This is a genomic window from uncultured Gimesia sp. (assembly GCF_937910335.1).
Taxonomy (GTDB): Bacteria; Planctomycetota; Planctomycetia; order Planctomycetales; family Planctomycetaceae; genus Gimesia.
This window is the reverse complement of record NZ_CALEMX010000462.1, coordinates 1-13,404: the sequence shown is the minus strand read 5'-3', so window position 1 is coordinate 13,404 and position 13,404 is coordinate 1. Positions and strand designations below refer to the sequence as shown.

Sequence of the window (13,404 nt, the reverse complement as noted above, 5' to 3'; positions counted from 1 at the left end):
AGTTCCCGGATCGAATAATACCCCGTTCGTTGCCACTCCAAATGCGGAATGCCGGACAGGTGTGATATTCCTCGCTACTTTGGGATTCGCGGGAATACGCAATTCATATCGTTGCGGTCGGATTGTATTCGGGTTATTGCGATTTGGAAAACGACCCACCTGATGGTCGGGAATTCCATTCGAATAGATGAATCGATATTGACCTTTGGTAACAATCTGCACTTTGTTAGTGGCTTGTGACCCACTCCCGGCAGGAGAAAAACCGGCAGGGGGAAACCCAAACACGGTGATAGAACTACAGAAAGTGGCAATACAGCAGAACGTAAGCTGTTTCATATTCAAAGTATCCTCTCGATCTTTTTCTGACTTGGCCCCGTCGAAAAATCTTCACGAATGTTTCGTGTTTCAGTAGTAACGAGTAGTGGACGGTCAAATCCACCAGGTTTTTGCCGTTTTTGCGAGGATTGATACCAAGTGTCGAGTTCAACTATCTTCTTTTATCTTCACGGGAAACCCATGTTCCGTTGACAGCTCGCCTTCATAGTACAAAAATCGAGGAAATGAATGCCAGTCAGTCGACTCATAAACAAGTGAGACTGATTTCTCTCGATCATGGATTGAGCCAACCTTCAAAATGATTCTGCTGAATCTGGAAACGGATTGTACCCATGCAAGCCAAACGAATTCTATTTACGTTTGCCTTCCGGTGTTCTCTATTAATTTCAATCACTTTATTGAGTGCAGTGACTTCGCTGCAGGCACAAACGAAGCCCATCAAAACAGGCTTTGTCAATGCCGTTTATAAAGATGCGACTGGCGAACATCGCTACGTCGTATTTATTCCCAAAAGCTATACGCCCGAAAAAAAATATCCGGTGATTCTATTTCTGCATGGTGCCGGTGAGCGAGGCAGTGATGGCTTGAAACAGACGTTAGTTGGCTTAGGGCCGATTGTGAAACAGCAGGCGAGTGATTTCCCATTCGTCGTTGTTTTCCCCCAGGCAGAGAATATGAAAGAACTGTTGCGGGGAGGTTGGTTGGCAGAAACGGGTGACAGTAAACGGGCACTTCAGATTTTAGATACCGTGATCAAAGATTATTCACTCGATGCTACGCAGCAAATATTGACCGGTTGGTCAATGGGCGGTTATGGCGCCTGGAGTCTGGCGGCCGCGTTTCCGAAACGCTGGTCGGCTGTTGCTCCCCTGTCAGGTGGAGGAAAATCGGAACTGGCTGCCAATTTGAAACAGGTTCCCATCTGGGCCTTTCATGGTGCAAAAGATCGCGCAGTACTTCCAGCGGAATCAAAGCAGATCGTTGATGCCGTAAAGCAGGCCGGAGGCAATCCGCGTTATACGTTAGTTCCGGATGCTGCCCACGATGTCTGGAAAGTCGCTTATACAAAACCGTTATTCGATTGGATGCAGAATCCGTCGCGCAGGATTGATTCTTCTGCGCCACTACTAGTCAAACCAGATCAGAAAGCACCAACGGAAGCTGATGCGGAAACTCCGTTCGTGCCGGAATTGATCATTGATGATGCCGTATCGGTACGGTTAGGAAATCAATTCTTACAGTCATTGGCTGACGCCGTTCCCAGTATGGTTCCCAAAGATATGTTGGTTGGTAATATCAATGATATTTATGATTCTACCGTGACTCAGGGGCGAAGCTTCTCCATTCAATTTTCCGGGATTTCCTATCAGGGAGAATTAGCCCGGGCTGCGATTCAGGCTTACGCTGCTGGAACGCTCAATATTCAACTTGGTATTCAAAAAGTGAATCTCACGATTGACACAACCTATGTCTCTGGTAATCGACATTCGGCAGTGGCGGGCCCGATTTCCGTAAGTGTTGGCTATCAGCGGCCCGTCTGGTTAAGTTTTGATGTGAAACCTTTTATCAAAGACAATCGGATCCAATTGAAGTTGTTACGCTCACGTTTTAATATTCCACACGATAATTGGAATGTCTCAGGGCCCTATGGCGTTTCCACGCGAGGTCTCGGCATGACCTCGGAAAAAGTTTCCAGTGGACTGGTCGATGGAATTTATGGCAGCAAAGGGCGTATTGAAGACGAAGTGAAGGCGATCGTCCCGGGACTCGTAGTTGAGTTGGAAAAACAGTTGAACTTTGACGAAGCCAGTCAGGTTGTCGATGCCATTTGGCCTTTACCCGTTTATCATCCGCGGATGAGACTGACACCCAGCCAGGTATTAACTGACAAAAAAGGAATTTCATTGAGCTTTGGTCTTACAGTCGCTGCGTTGGACTCCACCAAACCTATAGCAGAGGTGAAGCGTCTATCGACAGTCGGGCGATCAGTAGAAGAAATTCCTAAAGTGACGGAATTGCAGATTGGTGTTGCTCCCGGCATGCTGAAACCCTTAACCAACATGCTGGTTAAGGCGGATATCGCCCGAATTCCCGTCCTGGATATTCCCGGACATTCTTTCGACGCATTGGCAGATCCGAAATCATTACAGCAGGCATTTCCTGACTTGAAACAGTATGGCGCTGATCTCAAAATCTGGTCCGAACTCGTTTTAACCAAGCCCATTCAAGTAGACGATGCAGGTAAACCAAAAAAATCCGGCAGCAATCCCTTCCGGTTTGTCGTACCACAAGCCGCGATTTCTATGGCAATCAAAAAATCAGCCACTGATAAAGAATGGATTCCCTATGCAGAATTTTCGCTCTCGGTGAATCAGAATGTCGAGCCTCAAATTATCGAACGCAGTTATTCTAAACGTGCTCTGCGTCTGAATTGGGAAGGAAGTTCTCGTTTAGGTGGGAGCGCTCGATTTGCGCCGGGATACAAACCAAAGAATTCCCAGATCGATCAGAAAAAATTTCAGGATCTGGTACAGGCTGCCTGGGATGGCTGGACGAAACAGGGTCCCGCTTCAGTCGCAGAGATTCCTGACATCGAACTCGGTTTCGGTCGCTATCGGGTGAAGCAGGTCAACTGGTCTTCCCCGCAATTGCTGGCTACATTTTCTGTACCGGAACTCAAGATTACTAATAAAACCAAGGTAGAACTGGAATACGAACTGAAAAGCCCTTACAGCGATTGGGGTGGTCCCTATAAGTTGAAACCGGGAGCTTCTCATGCTTTCGATGCAGCGACACCACTTACGTATAGGCGTAAGGTAAATAATCGCATGCAGGTAAATACACTGGCCGCCGGTTCGCATTATGAATTCTATCCGGAGGAAGGTCCGCAGAAAGCAGCCCTCTTCGAAGCATCCGATAATTAATCAGTTTTCTTCGGAGGGAATTTCGGCAGAGTGAGCTTTCATTTCGTTGAGGGGAAATAACGTCTTTTCCAGCAGCGTGGCTGGGGAAACGCCGATCACAAGTATCAGCAGTACGGCAGGACTGAGCGAGAGCCAGACAAGTCCCACGTTTTCGTTCGGTAGACTGCCCGTTTTGCGATCAACGGAAATGAAGTCTCTGCGATCTTTGTTTACAAGCTTCCAGAGTGTGCGGATCAGCGCGAGATTAAACAGCAGTGTGCCTGTCAAATAACACGTTGCGAGTAGCATACTCTGGTTTGCCAGACTCCAGAGGAATGTCAATTGCGCTGTGAATCCCCCCAGACCCGGAACGCCGATGAGTGTCAGTACCGACAGAACGCTAATCCAGAGGAGCGGTTTGACTGAGCGGTTGCCAGGCTCTGAAGTGATGAAAGGCACGATGAGTATCATAAGACAGCAGGCGAGTCCCTGAACCACGTTTAATAATATGAAATTTGGAACCATTGCTGGTTCTGCGCCAAACAGAACGGTCAATGTCAAAGAGGTCTGTCCGATCAGAAACCAGACAACAATCTGTAATAGATCTTTACGCAGGCTGGCAAGCAGTGACGACAACAGAAAACCACTCATTCCCCAGAAAGCCAGCAATGAATACAGGCTGGAGCCAACTTCAGAATTGAGGGGAATCATGAATCGAATCATACCGTAGATACTGATTTTTGTGAGTAATGCCAGCAAGAGCAGATACCAGCCAACCAAATCAGGCCTTGAAATGTGATGGGGAGATGTGATCGTCAACCATTGCGTGAACCCATAATGCATGGGAAACAGAGCCCCTTTGATAGCAAAGCCGGCAAGTAGCAGCAGAAAAATCCAATGAGAAACGGTGCCCCAATAGGTTGCCGCGAGTGAATAACGCATGATGTCGCTAGCGGTACCCTGTAACAGATCATGGAACTGAAATGAGACTGCCTGCGGTGCTTCCAGCAGCAGACTCTGCATCCAGGAATAAGCAACAGCGGCCAACAGCAGCCCGCCGATGATCAAGGCATCACCGAGAAACTGCAGGTACATCGTGCTTTCAAATACCATCTGCGAACGGGCACCACTTTCAATGCGAATCAGGCAGAGTATGCAAAACGTAGTCAGCAGCAAAAACGTAACAAAACTGATCAGATCATGTGAAACGAACAGTCCTGCTATTAATGCCTGCAACAGCAGCAGTAGAAAATAAAACAAACGAGATGTAGTGGCGATGCGGCTGGAAAACAGAATTAAAACAGGCCACAGACAGGTGGGCAGCAGTAGAAACCAAACCGAGGTGGTATCAAGAGCCCATTGAATAGCGCGTGGATGTGTTAATTCGGAATCAGCTTCGGTATTGGTATCGGGGTCCGTTGTACTGGGCAGTTTTAAACTTACAGAAATCAAGCGGGTTGTTCGCTCCTCGCTTTCTCCACTTCCACTCGACAGCGAGGGAGCAAGCATTACCGCAACCAGGATCAAACAGGAGACCAAGGTATTGGAAAATGCGGTCCAGCGATTGAATTCCAGTCCCCCTCTCGAAACGCCCCATCCAATACAGGCTCCCACTACCGGCATCACAACCAGTAACACGGGCGATAGCGAGATAATGGTATTCAGAAATGAGTTCATAATTGACTCTGAAGTAAAAAACGATTCAGCAGCAAGCGTCGTTAGAAATAGAAACAGGGTTTAAACCTGCAATACCATCAGTACAAAAATCAATATGGAAAGCGTAAACAGCAAAACCAGAGACTGAAACGTAATCTGACCATTTTGCATCTGTCTTAACAGATTCCCCCAGTATTCGGGAGTTTTTTCCAGCGAAGCGCGACTGAACCGAATGAGTAGCCATTCATCAAGCAGCGAGACGATTTTCGCAAATAAATGCAGTGGACCAATCAGAGTTCGCTTGAGAATGGTTAATGCATAATAGTGGGACTGTCCCAGTTGGATCAGTGCAGACCGCGTTTGCTCTGTCGGTTTGTCGGGATTATTTTCACGCGAGGTCATCCAGGCCAGGATCAGTGCTACGAGGATCGTCAAACAATACAAGTTGCAAAAGAACCAGTCCCGATCAAAGGGGTTTTCATGCAAATCTGTCATCAATCCAGGCCAGAGTTGCTGAATGAACGGCACTGGTATGTAAAGCGAAGCACTCACTAAACTGACGAAAATAGTGATTGCCCACAAAGGCAGCACAGAAAAATGCTGAGGAGGAGTCGCAGACTCGAATCGGTCAAACAGAGATAAATAAAATCGCGCTGCTCCAAAAACGTATCCCGCAACGATCAACGGTATGAGCCAGACCAGTAACTCACTACGAAAGTCAGTTGCCGCAGCTCTGGCGGTGATCAAAGGATTCAGCAAATTGCCCAGGCTGACCAGTATGGAAATCATCAGCAGTAGAATACAGATTTTGATGGAAGCAAGAGACTGCGCAGGCAGGGAGCCGCTCTGCAGTCGAATACGGAGTGGAATCAAAACCGCAATTACGCAGTTTTGCAGTAGAATCATTGACAAAATCAGATGCAACGTATGGCTTGCATTCATGCCCAGCATCGCAGTAGCTACGCCTGCCATCGTGGCAGAAAACCAGCATAGAAAGCGATCAGTGTGTAAGCCGCGCGCGAGAGTGACCGCTGAAAAAACAGTCAGCAATGCAGAGACAGTTCCCAGTTGAAAGAGCAGTCTCTGGTGAGAGGGAATCGACAGAAAAAAGGGGGCAAAACGGAGCAATAAAAAAAGACCTGCTGGAATCGCCAGCAAATTCAACACGGCCAGCGAGCTGGTGCGCCACGGACTTTGATTGCCAATAATGAGCATCGAAGCAGGGAATAATCCCAGTCGTGGTAACGCGGCAAAAAAGAGGGCCGCTCCGATACCCGGCAGCGCAGTCGTGTTTTTTGCCTGGACCTCTCGAATGGCATCAGGGGAAAAGCAAGAGAGAAAATCGAATGATTCAAAGTTGGTGCCGATTAAAAAAATTGCCAGCAACAGCATCCCATCCGAAAACGCATTCCAGCCCCACCAGTGTCTATATTGTTTTTCTGGTGGAGTGTCAGAGTCAAGATTGACTTCATGTAACAGATTCATGCTCATCGACAGCATAAACCAGAACAGGAGTAATTGCAGGAAATTTGTCGAAAGCACAATGCCCATCGTTGCGAAGAAACAGAGTAAAAACAGCAACGGGGAATATGTATTATCTGACCGGGAAGCGGGAGTTCTGGCAACGAAATAGTCCAATAATACATAAAACAGTGATGCCACCGAAATTAGCAGATAAAACGAAAGACTGAGTGGGTCAAACAGCACTCCAATTTGCAAATTTGACTCAGGAACACGCGAAAGTGAAAGCCAACGGATCAAAGTTTGAGAATATGATTGACTCTGAATAGTCGAGCTGAAAAAAAACAGGGAACCAAGTGCCGTCGCAGAGGTCAGAAACACGCCGATGAATACAGGCCAGCGGACGTTGCCTTTTAAAATGCGAAATTCCACCAGCGCAGCGACAATCACCATTGCAAATGGAATGATCAAGCTCAGTTGAAGTAATAGCGTGATCGTTTTATCCACTCGGGTGAGATCCTTCCCGAGTCAATGGATCACTTTGCTGCGCGCTGGATTCCGGTTTCTCTGTAGTCCTGTGTCTTTGAAAAATCAACGCCGCCATCGTGATCAGCAATGTCATCACGATCAACAATATGATCAGGAAGTAGAGCTGAGTTTCGCGCGAACCCTGGTTTTGACTGTAGGAGAAAAAAACGAGACCTGCGCCCTGTAACCAGAGCAGTAACGAGAAAACCATTGCCAGCGCATTCCGTTGCAATAGCATCCCGAGAAAACCGAGCACGATCAGTGTGACGGCAATCAGCAGATTATTATGTAACAGAGGTGCAGAAGACAGTAGCATATTAATGCTCCTTTTTCTGATCGACGATCAAACGGGAAATTCCCACAAATGAAACCGCGACAAACACCATTAGCAAAATGAAGGTCGGCCAATGTTCATTTAAAAACTGTCGAACCAGCGATAATCCTTCAAAAACAGCTACTTCTTTAATTGTTGTTGTCTCTGTCAATTTCGAACTCCACTCTCGATGTACCACCCAAAGACAACCACAAAGTAGAAAGCCACAGGCCAGACAGGAAAGAAACGGTTCACGAAACGGCTCTTGTGAATTCTTGTTATTAACGTGTAAACCGTTCTCGGAAATACCCTGATACAGAAATAGTAGCACTGAGCCGCCTAAAATCAGCCAGCACAACAAAACCAGCGGAAGTACCTCGGCTTGAAGAAATAGAAGTCCGCTCGTCAGAAAAGAAACCGTTGCCGCCGCTAATGCCCACCGCAAATTGGAAGACAGAACCGCCGCCGCTCCGGCACCGATCACGATGAAACCGGTCAGAAACGGACTGATTAGAATCTTAAGTTCCCGGAGATCGCCGACAGAGTTCTTAGACAGTGGTTGTCCAAACCAGTAAAACAGGGCCAGTAATGCAATCAGAGATAACACTGGCCAGCCCCATTGAAGTTTCGGCCGTGTACCGCCGCCCGGCTTCAACTGTGTACTCAAATAACCGTAAATGCCAGTAATCATCAGCAGTACCAGCACTGCCAGTGTTAAAAACAGCAGGTTATCGGCAGTGCTCGGCAGATAAAATAAAAGGTCATTCATCAAACGTATGATTTCATAAGTAAAGTGAAAAAATTATTTCGGAAATGGATTTTTCTGTTTGAGATTTCCTTTTGGTGCGATAAATCCGGTCCAGATTGCCAGTAAGCTAAAATTGAGTAAAACATGCATCAAATAGTCTGACATTCCTAAAACGTGAAACGCAATAAACGAAGCAGTTAGCGCGATCAAAGACAACCACATGATCAGCTTCCAAAGTCGTTCTGGATCAAGGTCGCTGCGTCGCCGAAAAAATGCTTTCAGCCGAAAAATAATACCAACCGAAACCGGCAACAGTATCACTTGAATGATGCCTCGCAAAATTCCAGCAGTTTTACTCTCCATTTCGACTGGTGAAAAGCAGGTGTGTCCACTGAGAAGTACGATAATTATCAACAGGCTGATCAGCAACCGCAATTCACGAATCCAGTTCTGGACCGGGTTCACCTTGTTCAAGCGACTTGCATTGATGAGCAGATACGGGCCTATCAATGCAAGGATGAACGCCACATACCCCAAAGGCTGTAACGCACCCAGCCACATTGAGGAACCAGTATCTTTTGCAATATGAGGGGAATCAACGGGCAGATAAGCGGTCAATGCTGACCATGCCAGTAATAGAGGTAGCCAGAAATAACTGTTGAGAAAAATCGACGCAGACGAATTTCGTCGTTGCTCAGTCAGCGCCAGACTGACTTCACCGGCGACCTGTAGTATTGTGAGCAGTCCCAGAAAGATCAGCGGCGCAAATTGACTCGTTACCAGCGCAGGCGTTTCAATTAAGTTGGAAAGGGATGGTGAAAGCTCAGTTGCCAATAGAGGCATGATACCGATTGCAAGTATGCAGCACATCAGCGAGAAAAAGAGCAGGCAGCGTTCTGGTCTTTCGGGAATCTGCTTTTGTGCATGCGCAATGCGACGCAGAGAACCGAACAGACGTGCTTTGATGCGCGTATCGACTGCAGGATATGCTGTTTCTGCCAGGATAAGTGAAAAAAATAGCAGCATGGGCAACAGGCAAAGCAGAGCCATGTAGAAGATCATGGCGTCTCCTTCGTCACAGTGGATCGCTGAGTTAATTCGAGCTCTGTCTTAGCAAGCTCTGATTCATCGGGACGCTGCGAGGGATGATCAGCAGGAACACGGCTGGGAAACGACAACATGCCCGACCAGAATGACATACACCAAATCAAAACCAGCGCGATCGCCAGAGTACCAGTAATCGGCTGTTTGAGGGGTGCCGTTTGCACGGCTATTCCCAGCACCAGTAATAGCGTCGGAACTACAATCAACGTCGCCGCGAAATTCCAGTACAGGCGTCGTGTCTGATCAGCGAGACCAGCCTGAGAGGCGTTCAACTCCATTGGGTCAGTTAAAACCGGCTCCGAAAGTGTAGAAACACGAAATCCCACTTTGATCGTGAACCACACCACCAGCGTGCAAAGCGCCGCGATCAGAAAATAAATCAGAAAGGCAAACCATTCCATGGCGGACTTTCAGGGAAGTAATCGTGTACAATCAAAATATCAACGAGTGAAAAACAACCTCAGGACAAATTTTAAGGGATCGACCCTTCGATGCGAAGTGTGTTGACTCCTGCAAATCTTTCAATTAAGGAAAAGTAGTGGTCACTGATCCTTTACAAGATTCGTTGCCCATTGAAAAATTACGGAATCTGGGTCCGAAAAGCGCTCACTGGCTGGAACAGGTCGGAATTCGAACCCTGGCAGATCTCAAACAGACCGGTGCCATCGCCGCCTACCTGCTGGTAAAACAGCAGCAGCCGCGATGCAGCCTGAATTTGCTCTATGCCTTGCAGGGAGCGCTGATGGACATTCACTGGAACCAACTGTCTGAGAAAACCAGACAACTACTGAGGGCAGCCGCCCGCGATGAGTAAAAAAAAATCGATGAGTTCAGAAACCGGAACGCTGATTTTTGTCTATGGGACATTAAAACGAGGCTTTTGCCGTGCACATCATCTGACAGGACAGAACTTTCTTGCGAAAGCCGTCACCCGTCCAAACTACCTGATGTACGATTGCGGCGAATATCCCGGGCTCGTCGTTGATATCGAAGATGGCGTTAGTATTCAGGGAGAACTCTGGAGTGTAGACAAAAAAGGTGTGGCACTTCTTGATCAAATTGAAGGTGTGGCCGAAAACTGGTTTTCGCGCGAACTGGTTGAATTGATCAACCCTACGGTTAATCAACCCGTTCACGCATATTACTTTCAAGGCGATGTGACCCACTTGTCTCGATCTGGTAGCAATTGGGTCAAAGTAACATAAAATTTCAAAAGTTCGGACTTGTTTTTATTGATGTGTGTTTCAAGAATAGACCAATGTCCTTTCGCTAAAGTTTTACCAGCCTGGAAAGAATTTGGGATTGTTTTATGTCGACGAAAACTGCTAACAGAAGAACTTTGTCTTACGCGTCGCTACAGGAAGTGGTTGAGGATGCCAGGCGGCTGACGGAAGCGGAAGCACCAACGACCGGTGGTTGGACGAAAGGGCAAATCTTCGAACATCTGGCCCGAACCATGGATAGTTCGCTGGATGGCTTTGCATTCACTTTTCCCTGGCCTATTCGCATTATGGGACAATATTTCTTTAAGCCACGCATCTTCAAAAACGGCATGTCTCCCGGTTTCAAATTGAAGGGAGCCTCTAAACAGGCATTAGCGCCCGATCCGCTCGCTGATCGGGAAGCATTAGAGCATTTAACAAAATCGATTCAGCGTCTCGAAGCAGAACCTCAGCGGGCCTTCAGTCCTGTTTTTGGACAGATGACATGCGAAGAATGGGACAAATTGCATCGAAGACACTCAGAATTACATATGAGCTTTATCGCCGAACCTTGAGTTGATTTACCTGAATTGATTTATGAGACGTGGTTACTTAACACGATCATCCCAATTGTCAATGCCTGTCAGTAGTTGTAAGAACTGCCTGCGCTTATAATTTCGCTGAGTCAGACCGTAAGGAATTTCAGTGACAGACTAAAAGGTGCAACATGGCGGAGACAGTACCAGTCAAATTGATCATCGTCGGCGGAGTAGCCGGCGGTGCGAGTGCCGCAGCGCGTGCCCGACGCTGTAATGAAGCGGCAGAAATTATTCTGTTTGAAAAGGATGAATATGTTTCGTTTGCCAATTGTGGCTTGCCCTATTATATCGGCGAAGAAATTATCGAGCGCGAGAAGCTGCTCGTCGCCACACCGGAACTGTTCAAACAACGCTTCAACATCGATGTCCGCACGAAACATCTGGTGCAATCGATAAACCTGGATCGAAAAACGGTCGCAGTACTGAATCGGGTGACAGGCGAAACTTTCGAAGAATCCTGGGATCTTCTGATCCTCTCACCGGGAGCTGCTCCGATTGTGCCTCCACTGCCGGGTATCGATGCAGAGAATGTTTTTACACTGCGTAATCTAAATGACGCCGATACAATCAAAAATTATATCAAACAGAACCAATGTAAGAGTGCGGTAGTCGTGGGCGCGGGTTTTATCGGTCTGGAAATGGTCGAGCAACTGCATCGCTTGAACATCAGCACGGAACTCGTGGAACTTCAGCAACAGGTATTGCCGCCACTCGATCCGGAAATGGCTCACCTGATTCAGGATGAACTCACATCGCATGGTGTCAACGTACACCTCGGGACGGCTCTCGAGAAAATCACAGTAGAAGATACCTCAGCGGTTGGCGTCGAACTGGGAAACGGGACATCGATCAATGCAGATCTCGTAATTCTGGGAATCGGCGTGGCTCCTGCGATCGCGCTGGCGAAAGACGCCGGTATTGAGATCGGCAATTTTGGTGGTATCGCCGTCAACGAATATATGCAGACATCACATCCCGATGTGTATGCCGTAGGAGACGCAGTCGAATACAGGCACGGCGTTTTGAATCATCCCTTGCGAATTCCTCTGGCCGGCCCCGCGAATCGTGCCGGTCGAATTGCAGGACAGCACGCGGTCACCTCCAACGCCGATCCAATGGTCTCACCGGTTGGCACTGCCATTGTTCGCATCTTCGGATTGACGGTTGCGATGACCGGACTCAGTAAAAAATTCGCCGAGAAAGCAAAACGCACCAGTCGTTCGGTGATTGTGGTACCCAAGCACCATGCCGGCTATTTCCCCGGTGCAGAATCTCTCTTTTTAAAGTTGACCTACGACCCGGAAACCGAGCAGGTATTGGGCGCGCAAGCCGTCGGCAGAGAAGGCGTCGATAAACGCATCGATGTCATTGCGACTACCTTAAAATTTCGAGGGACTATTCGCGATCTGGCTGGCCTTGATCTCGCTTATGCACCTCCGTTCGGCTCCGCAAAAGATCCAGTTCACATGGCGGCTTTTGTAGCTGGCAACGATCTGGATAGTCTCGCGTCGATTGTCGAAGTCGATGCCGACCTCTCCGAATTTCAGATTGTAGACGTGCGGTCCTTAAAAGAGGTCGAGACATTCCGCTTCCCCGAAATGACGCACATTCCCGTCGACGAACTTCGTCAACGTCTGCACGAATTAGATCCGACGCTACCGATTGTCACCGTCTGTCATACTGGACTCCGCGCCTACGTCGCAGCGCGCATCTTAAAACAGTCCGGCTTCAAAAATGTCCAGAACCTCACCGGTGGCATGCTCATGCAACGCCACGCCCGCCCCGAATTATTTTCCTGATCCCGATTTAATTCTCTGAGAGGCACGGCATCGGCTCAGTTTCTCGCAGTCTTATTTGACGGCAGCGCTTTGACCAACTCTTCCACTTGCTGCTTAAACGCGGTGTCGTTTGTTTCCCACTCTCTGAAGTCAGCGGCCAGTCGATCACAGATCGTGTTTTTATCAGGATGCTCCCAGCTGTCGAAGAGATGCTCGTCCAGGTTAAGTGGCATCAATGAACGAACTACGATCGTATCTTTTTTGAGTTGCTCTACTTCCATGGAAAACGTTTTCGCGATTTCCTGATTCACCCAATGACTGGTTAAAGAATGTTTTGAAGCACATAACAAGACTTTATCCCAAATCTTAATCTTCCGATCCACGTGTATCCCATGCGCAGGCAGCAGCGGCCTTTCATCCATCCAGCAACGAATTCCCCGGGCTTGTAATGCATCATGTAATCGTTGGGCGAATGTTTTGTCTTCAGGACTGAAACAGATATAGCAGGAAAAGAAATTGATTGATGTATTTGCAAAATAGGTGGGAACATACGCATTCACATCATCGGGTAGACCGCAGCCTCGAAGAAACTCCTGAGGGATCTTTCCGTTGGAAAGCATGAGAGTGTCTACCCCAATGGTACTAGGCCCTCCATGCACGATAGAATTCAAACCCACGACTCTTGATAAATCTAATTCGACCCAAAGAGTATTGTGTGATTGAGCAAGGTTCAAATCTGCTTCCCGCAAATTGGCTCTGTGCAAATTGGCCCCACT

At 47.9% G+C, this 13,404-nt stretch carries 12 protein-coding genes and 1 pseudogene; 5 read left to right on the top strand and 8 right to left on the bottom strand.

The genetic code is table 11. The features are described 5' to 3' along the window. Nucleotides 1–336 (bottom strand): annotated as a pseudogene (locus Q0668_RS18370) (hypothetical protein); the annotation flags it as partial. Nucleotides 337–668: 332 nt separating this feature from the next. Between Q0668_RS18370 and Q0668_RS18365 the strand changes: the two are divergent. After that, nucleotides 669–3,260, top strand: coding sequence for an alpha/beta hydrolase-fold protein (locus tag Q0668_RS18365; RefSeq protein ID WP_298867288.1), 2,592 nt, complete (start codon nucleotides 669–671; stop codon nucleotides 3,258–3,260). Here the strand turns inward: Q0668_RS18365 and Q0668_RS18360 are convergent, their stop codons facing one another. The 6 genes from Q0668_RS18360 to Q0668_RS18335 are packed head-to-tail and all read right to left on the bottom strand — an operon-like array spanning nucleotide 3,261 to nucleotide 9,450. Continuing rightward, nucleotides 3,261–4,916 carry a hypothetical protein gene (locus Q0668_RS18360; protein WP_298867287.1) on the bottom strand — a complete coding sequence of 552 codons (1,656 nt, stop codon included), beginning with the start codon at nucleotides 4,914–4,916 and terminating at the stop codon, nucleotides 3,261–3,263. A gap of 60 nt (nucleotides 4,917–4,976) precedes the next feature. Beyond that, entirely contained in the window at nucleotides 4,977–6,863 is a 1,887-nt protein-coding gene (locus Q0668_RS18355) for a hypothetical protein (RefSeq protein ID WP_298867285.1), read from the bottom strand. Next, a complete protein-coding gene (locus tag Q0668_RS18350; RefSeq protein WP_298867283.1) occupies nucleotides 6,856–7,200 on the bottom strand; it encodes an NADH-quinone oxidoreductase subunit K in 345 nt (114 codons plus the stop codon). The genes Q0668_RS18355 and Q0668_RS18350 overlap by 8 nt, the downstream gene beginning before the upstream one ends. Before the next feature lies 1 nt (nucleotide 7,201). Next, complete coding sequence (locus Q0668_RS18345) at nucleotides 7,202–7,966, bottom strand: hypothetical protein (RefSeq protein WP_298867281.1); 765 nt, start codon at nucleotides 7,964–7,966, stop codon at nucleotides 7,202–7,204. A 33-nt stretch (nucleotides 7,967–7,999) separates the two neighbouring features. Then, nucleotides 8,000–9,007, bottom strand: coding sequence for a hypothetical protein (locus tag Q0668_RS18340; RefSeq protein WP_298867279.1), 1,008 nt, complete (start codon nucleotides 9,005–9,007; stop codon nucleotides 8,000–8,002). Then, on the bottom strand, nucleotides 9,004–9,450 hold the full coding sequence (locus Q0668_RS18335; protein ID WP_298867277.1) for a hypothetical protein: 447 nt from the start codon (nucleotides 9,448–9,450) through the stop codon (nucleotides 9,004–9,006). Before Q0668_RS18335 ends, Q0668_RS18340 begins: the two co-directional genes overlap by 4 nt. 137 nt (nucleotides 9,451–9,587) lie before the next feature. On the opposite strand from Q0668_RS18335, the gene Q0668_RS18330 reads away from it, so the two are divergent. The 4 genes from Q0668_RS18330 (at nucleotide 9,588) to Q0668_RS18315 (ending at nucleotide 12,649) form a co-directional block, all read left to right on the top strand. Then, entirely contained in the window at nucleotides 9,588–9,863 is a 276-nt protein-coding gene (locus Q0668_RS18330; protein ID WP_298867275.1) for a TfoX/Sxy family protein, read from the top strand. A 10-nt stretch (nucleotides 9,864–9,873) separates the two neighbouring features. Next, nucleotides 9,874–10,254, top strand: a complete 381-nt coding sequence (locus Q0668_RS18325; RefSeq protein ID WP_298867273.1) for a gamma-glutamylcyclotransferase family protein — start codon at nucleotides 9,874–9,876, stop codon at nucleotides 10,252–10,254. Between the two features lie 104 nt (nucleotides 10,255–10,358). Then, on the top strand, nucleotides 10,359–10,826 hold the full coding sequence (locus Q0668_RS18320; protein WP_298867271.1) for a DUF1569 domain-containing protein: 468 nt from the start codon (nucleotides 10,359–10,361) through the stop codon (nucleotides 10,824–10,826). 152 nt (nucleotides 10,827–10,978) lie between these two features. Next, nucleotides 10,979–12,649, top strand: coding sequence for an FAD-dependent oxidoreductase (locus tag Q0668_RS18315; RefSeq protein ID WP_298867269.1), 1,671 nt, complete (start codon nucleotides 10,979–10,981; stop codon nucleotides 12,647–12,649). Nucleotides 12,650–12,684: 35 nt separating this feature from the next. On the opposite strand, the gene Q0668_RS18310 is transcribed toward Q0668_RS18315, so the two are convergent. Continuing rightward, nucleotides 12,685–13,404 (bottom strand): TIR domain-containing protein (locus tag Q0668_RS18310; protein ID WP_298867267.1); only part of this gene is annotated, 720 nt, incomplete at its 5' end.

Excerpts from the sequence above, each read along its gene's own strand:
- Q0668_RS18365 (WP_298867288.1), top strand. The coding sequence starts at position 669 with ATGCAAGCCAAACGAATTCTATTTACGTTTGCCTTCCGGTGTTCTCTA.
- Q0668_RS18360 (WP_298867287.1), bottom strand. The coding sequence starts at position 4,916 with ATGAACTCATTTCTGAATACCATTATCTCGCTATCGCCCGTGTTACTG.
- Q0668_RS18350 (WP_298867283.1), bottom strand. The coding sequence starts at position 7,200 with ATGCTACTGTCTTCTGCACCTCTGTTACATAATAATCTGCTGATTGCC.
- Q0668_RS18345 (WP_298867281.1), bottom strand. The coding sequence starts at position 7,966 with ATGAATGACCTTTTATTTTATCTGCCGAGCACTGCCGATAACCTGCTG.
- Q0668_RS18340 (WP_298867279.1), bottom strand. The coding sequence starts at position 9,007 with ATGATCTTCTACATGGCTCTGCTTTGCCTGTTGCCCATGCTGCTATTT.
- Q0668_RS18335 (WP_298867277.1), bottom strand. The coding sequence starts at position 9,450 with ATGGAATGGTTTGCCTTTCTGATTTATTTTCTGATCGCGGCGCTTTGC.
- Q0668_RS18325 (WP_298867273.1), top strand. The coding sequence starts at position 9,874 with ATGAGTTCAGAAACCGGAACGCTGATTTTTGTCTATGGGACATTAAAA.
- Q0668_RS18320 (WP_298867271.1), top strand. The coding sequence starts at position 10,359 with ATGTCGACGAAAACTGCTAACAGAAGAACTTTGTCTTACGCGTCGCTA.
- Q0668_RS18315 (WP_298867269.1), top strand. The coding sequence starts at position 10,979 with ATGGCGGAGACAGTACCAGTCAAATTGATCATCGTCGGCGGAGTAGCC.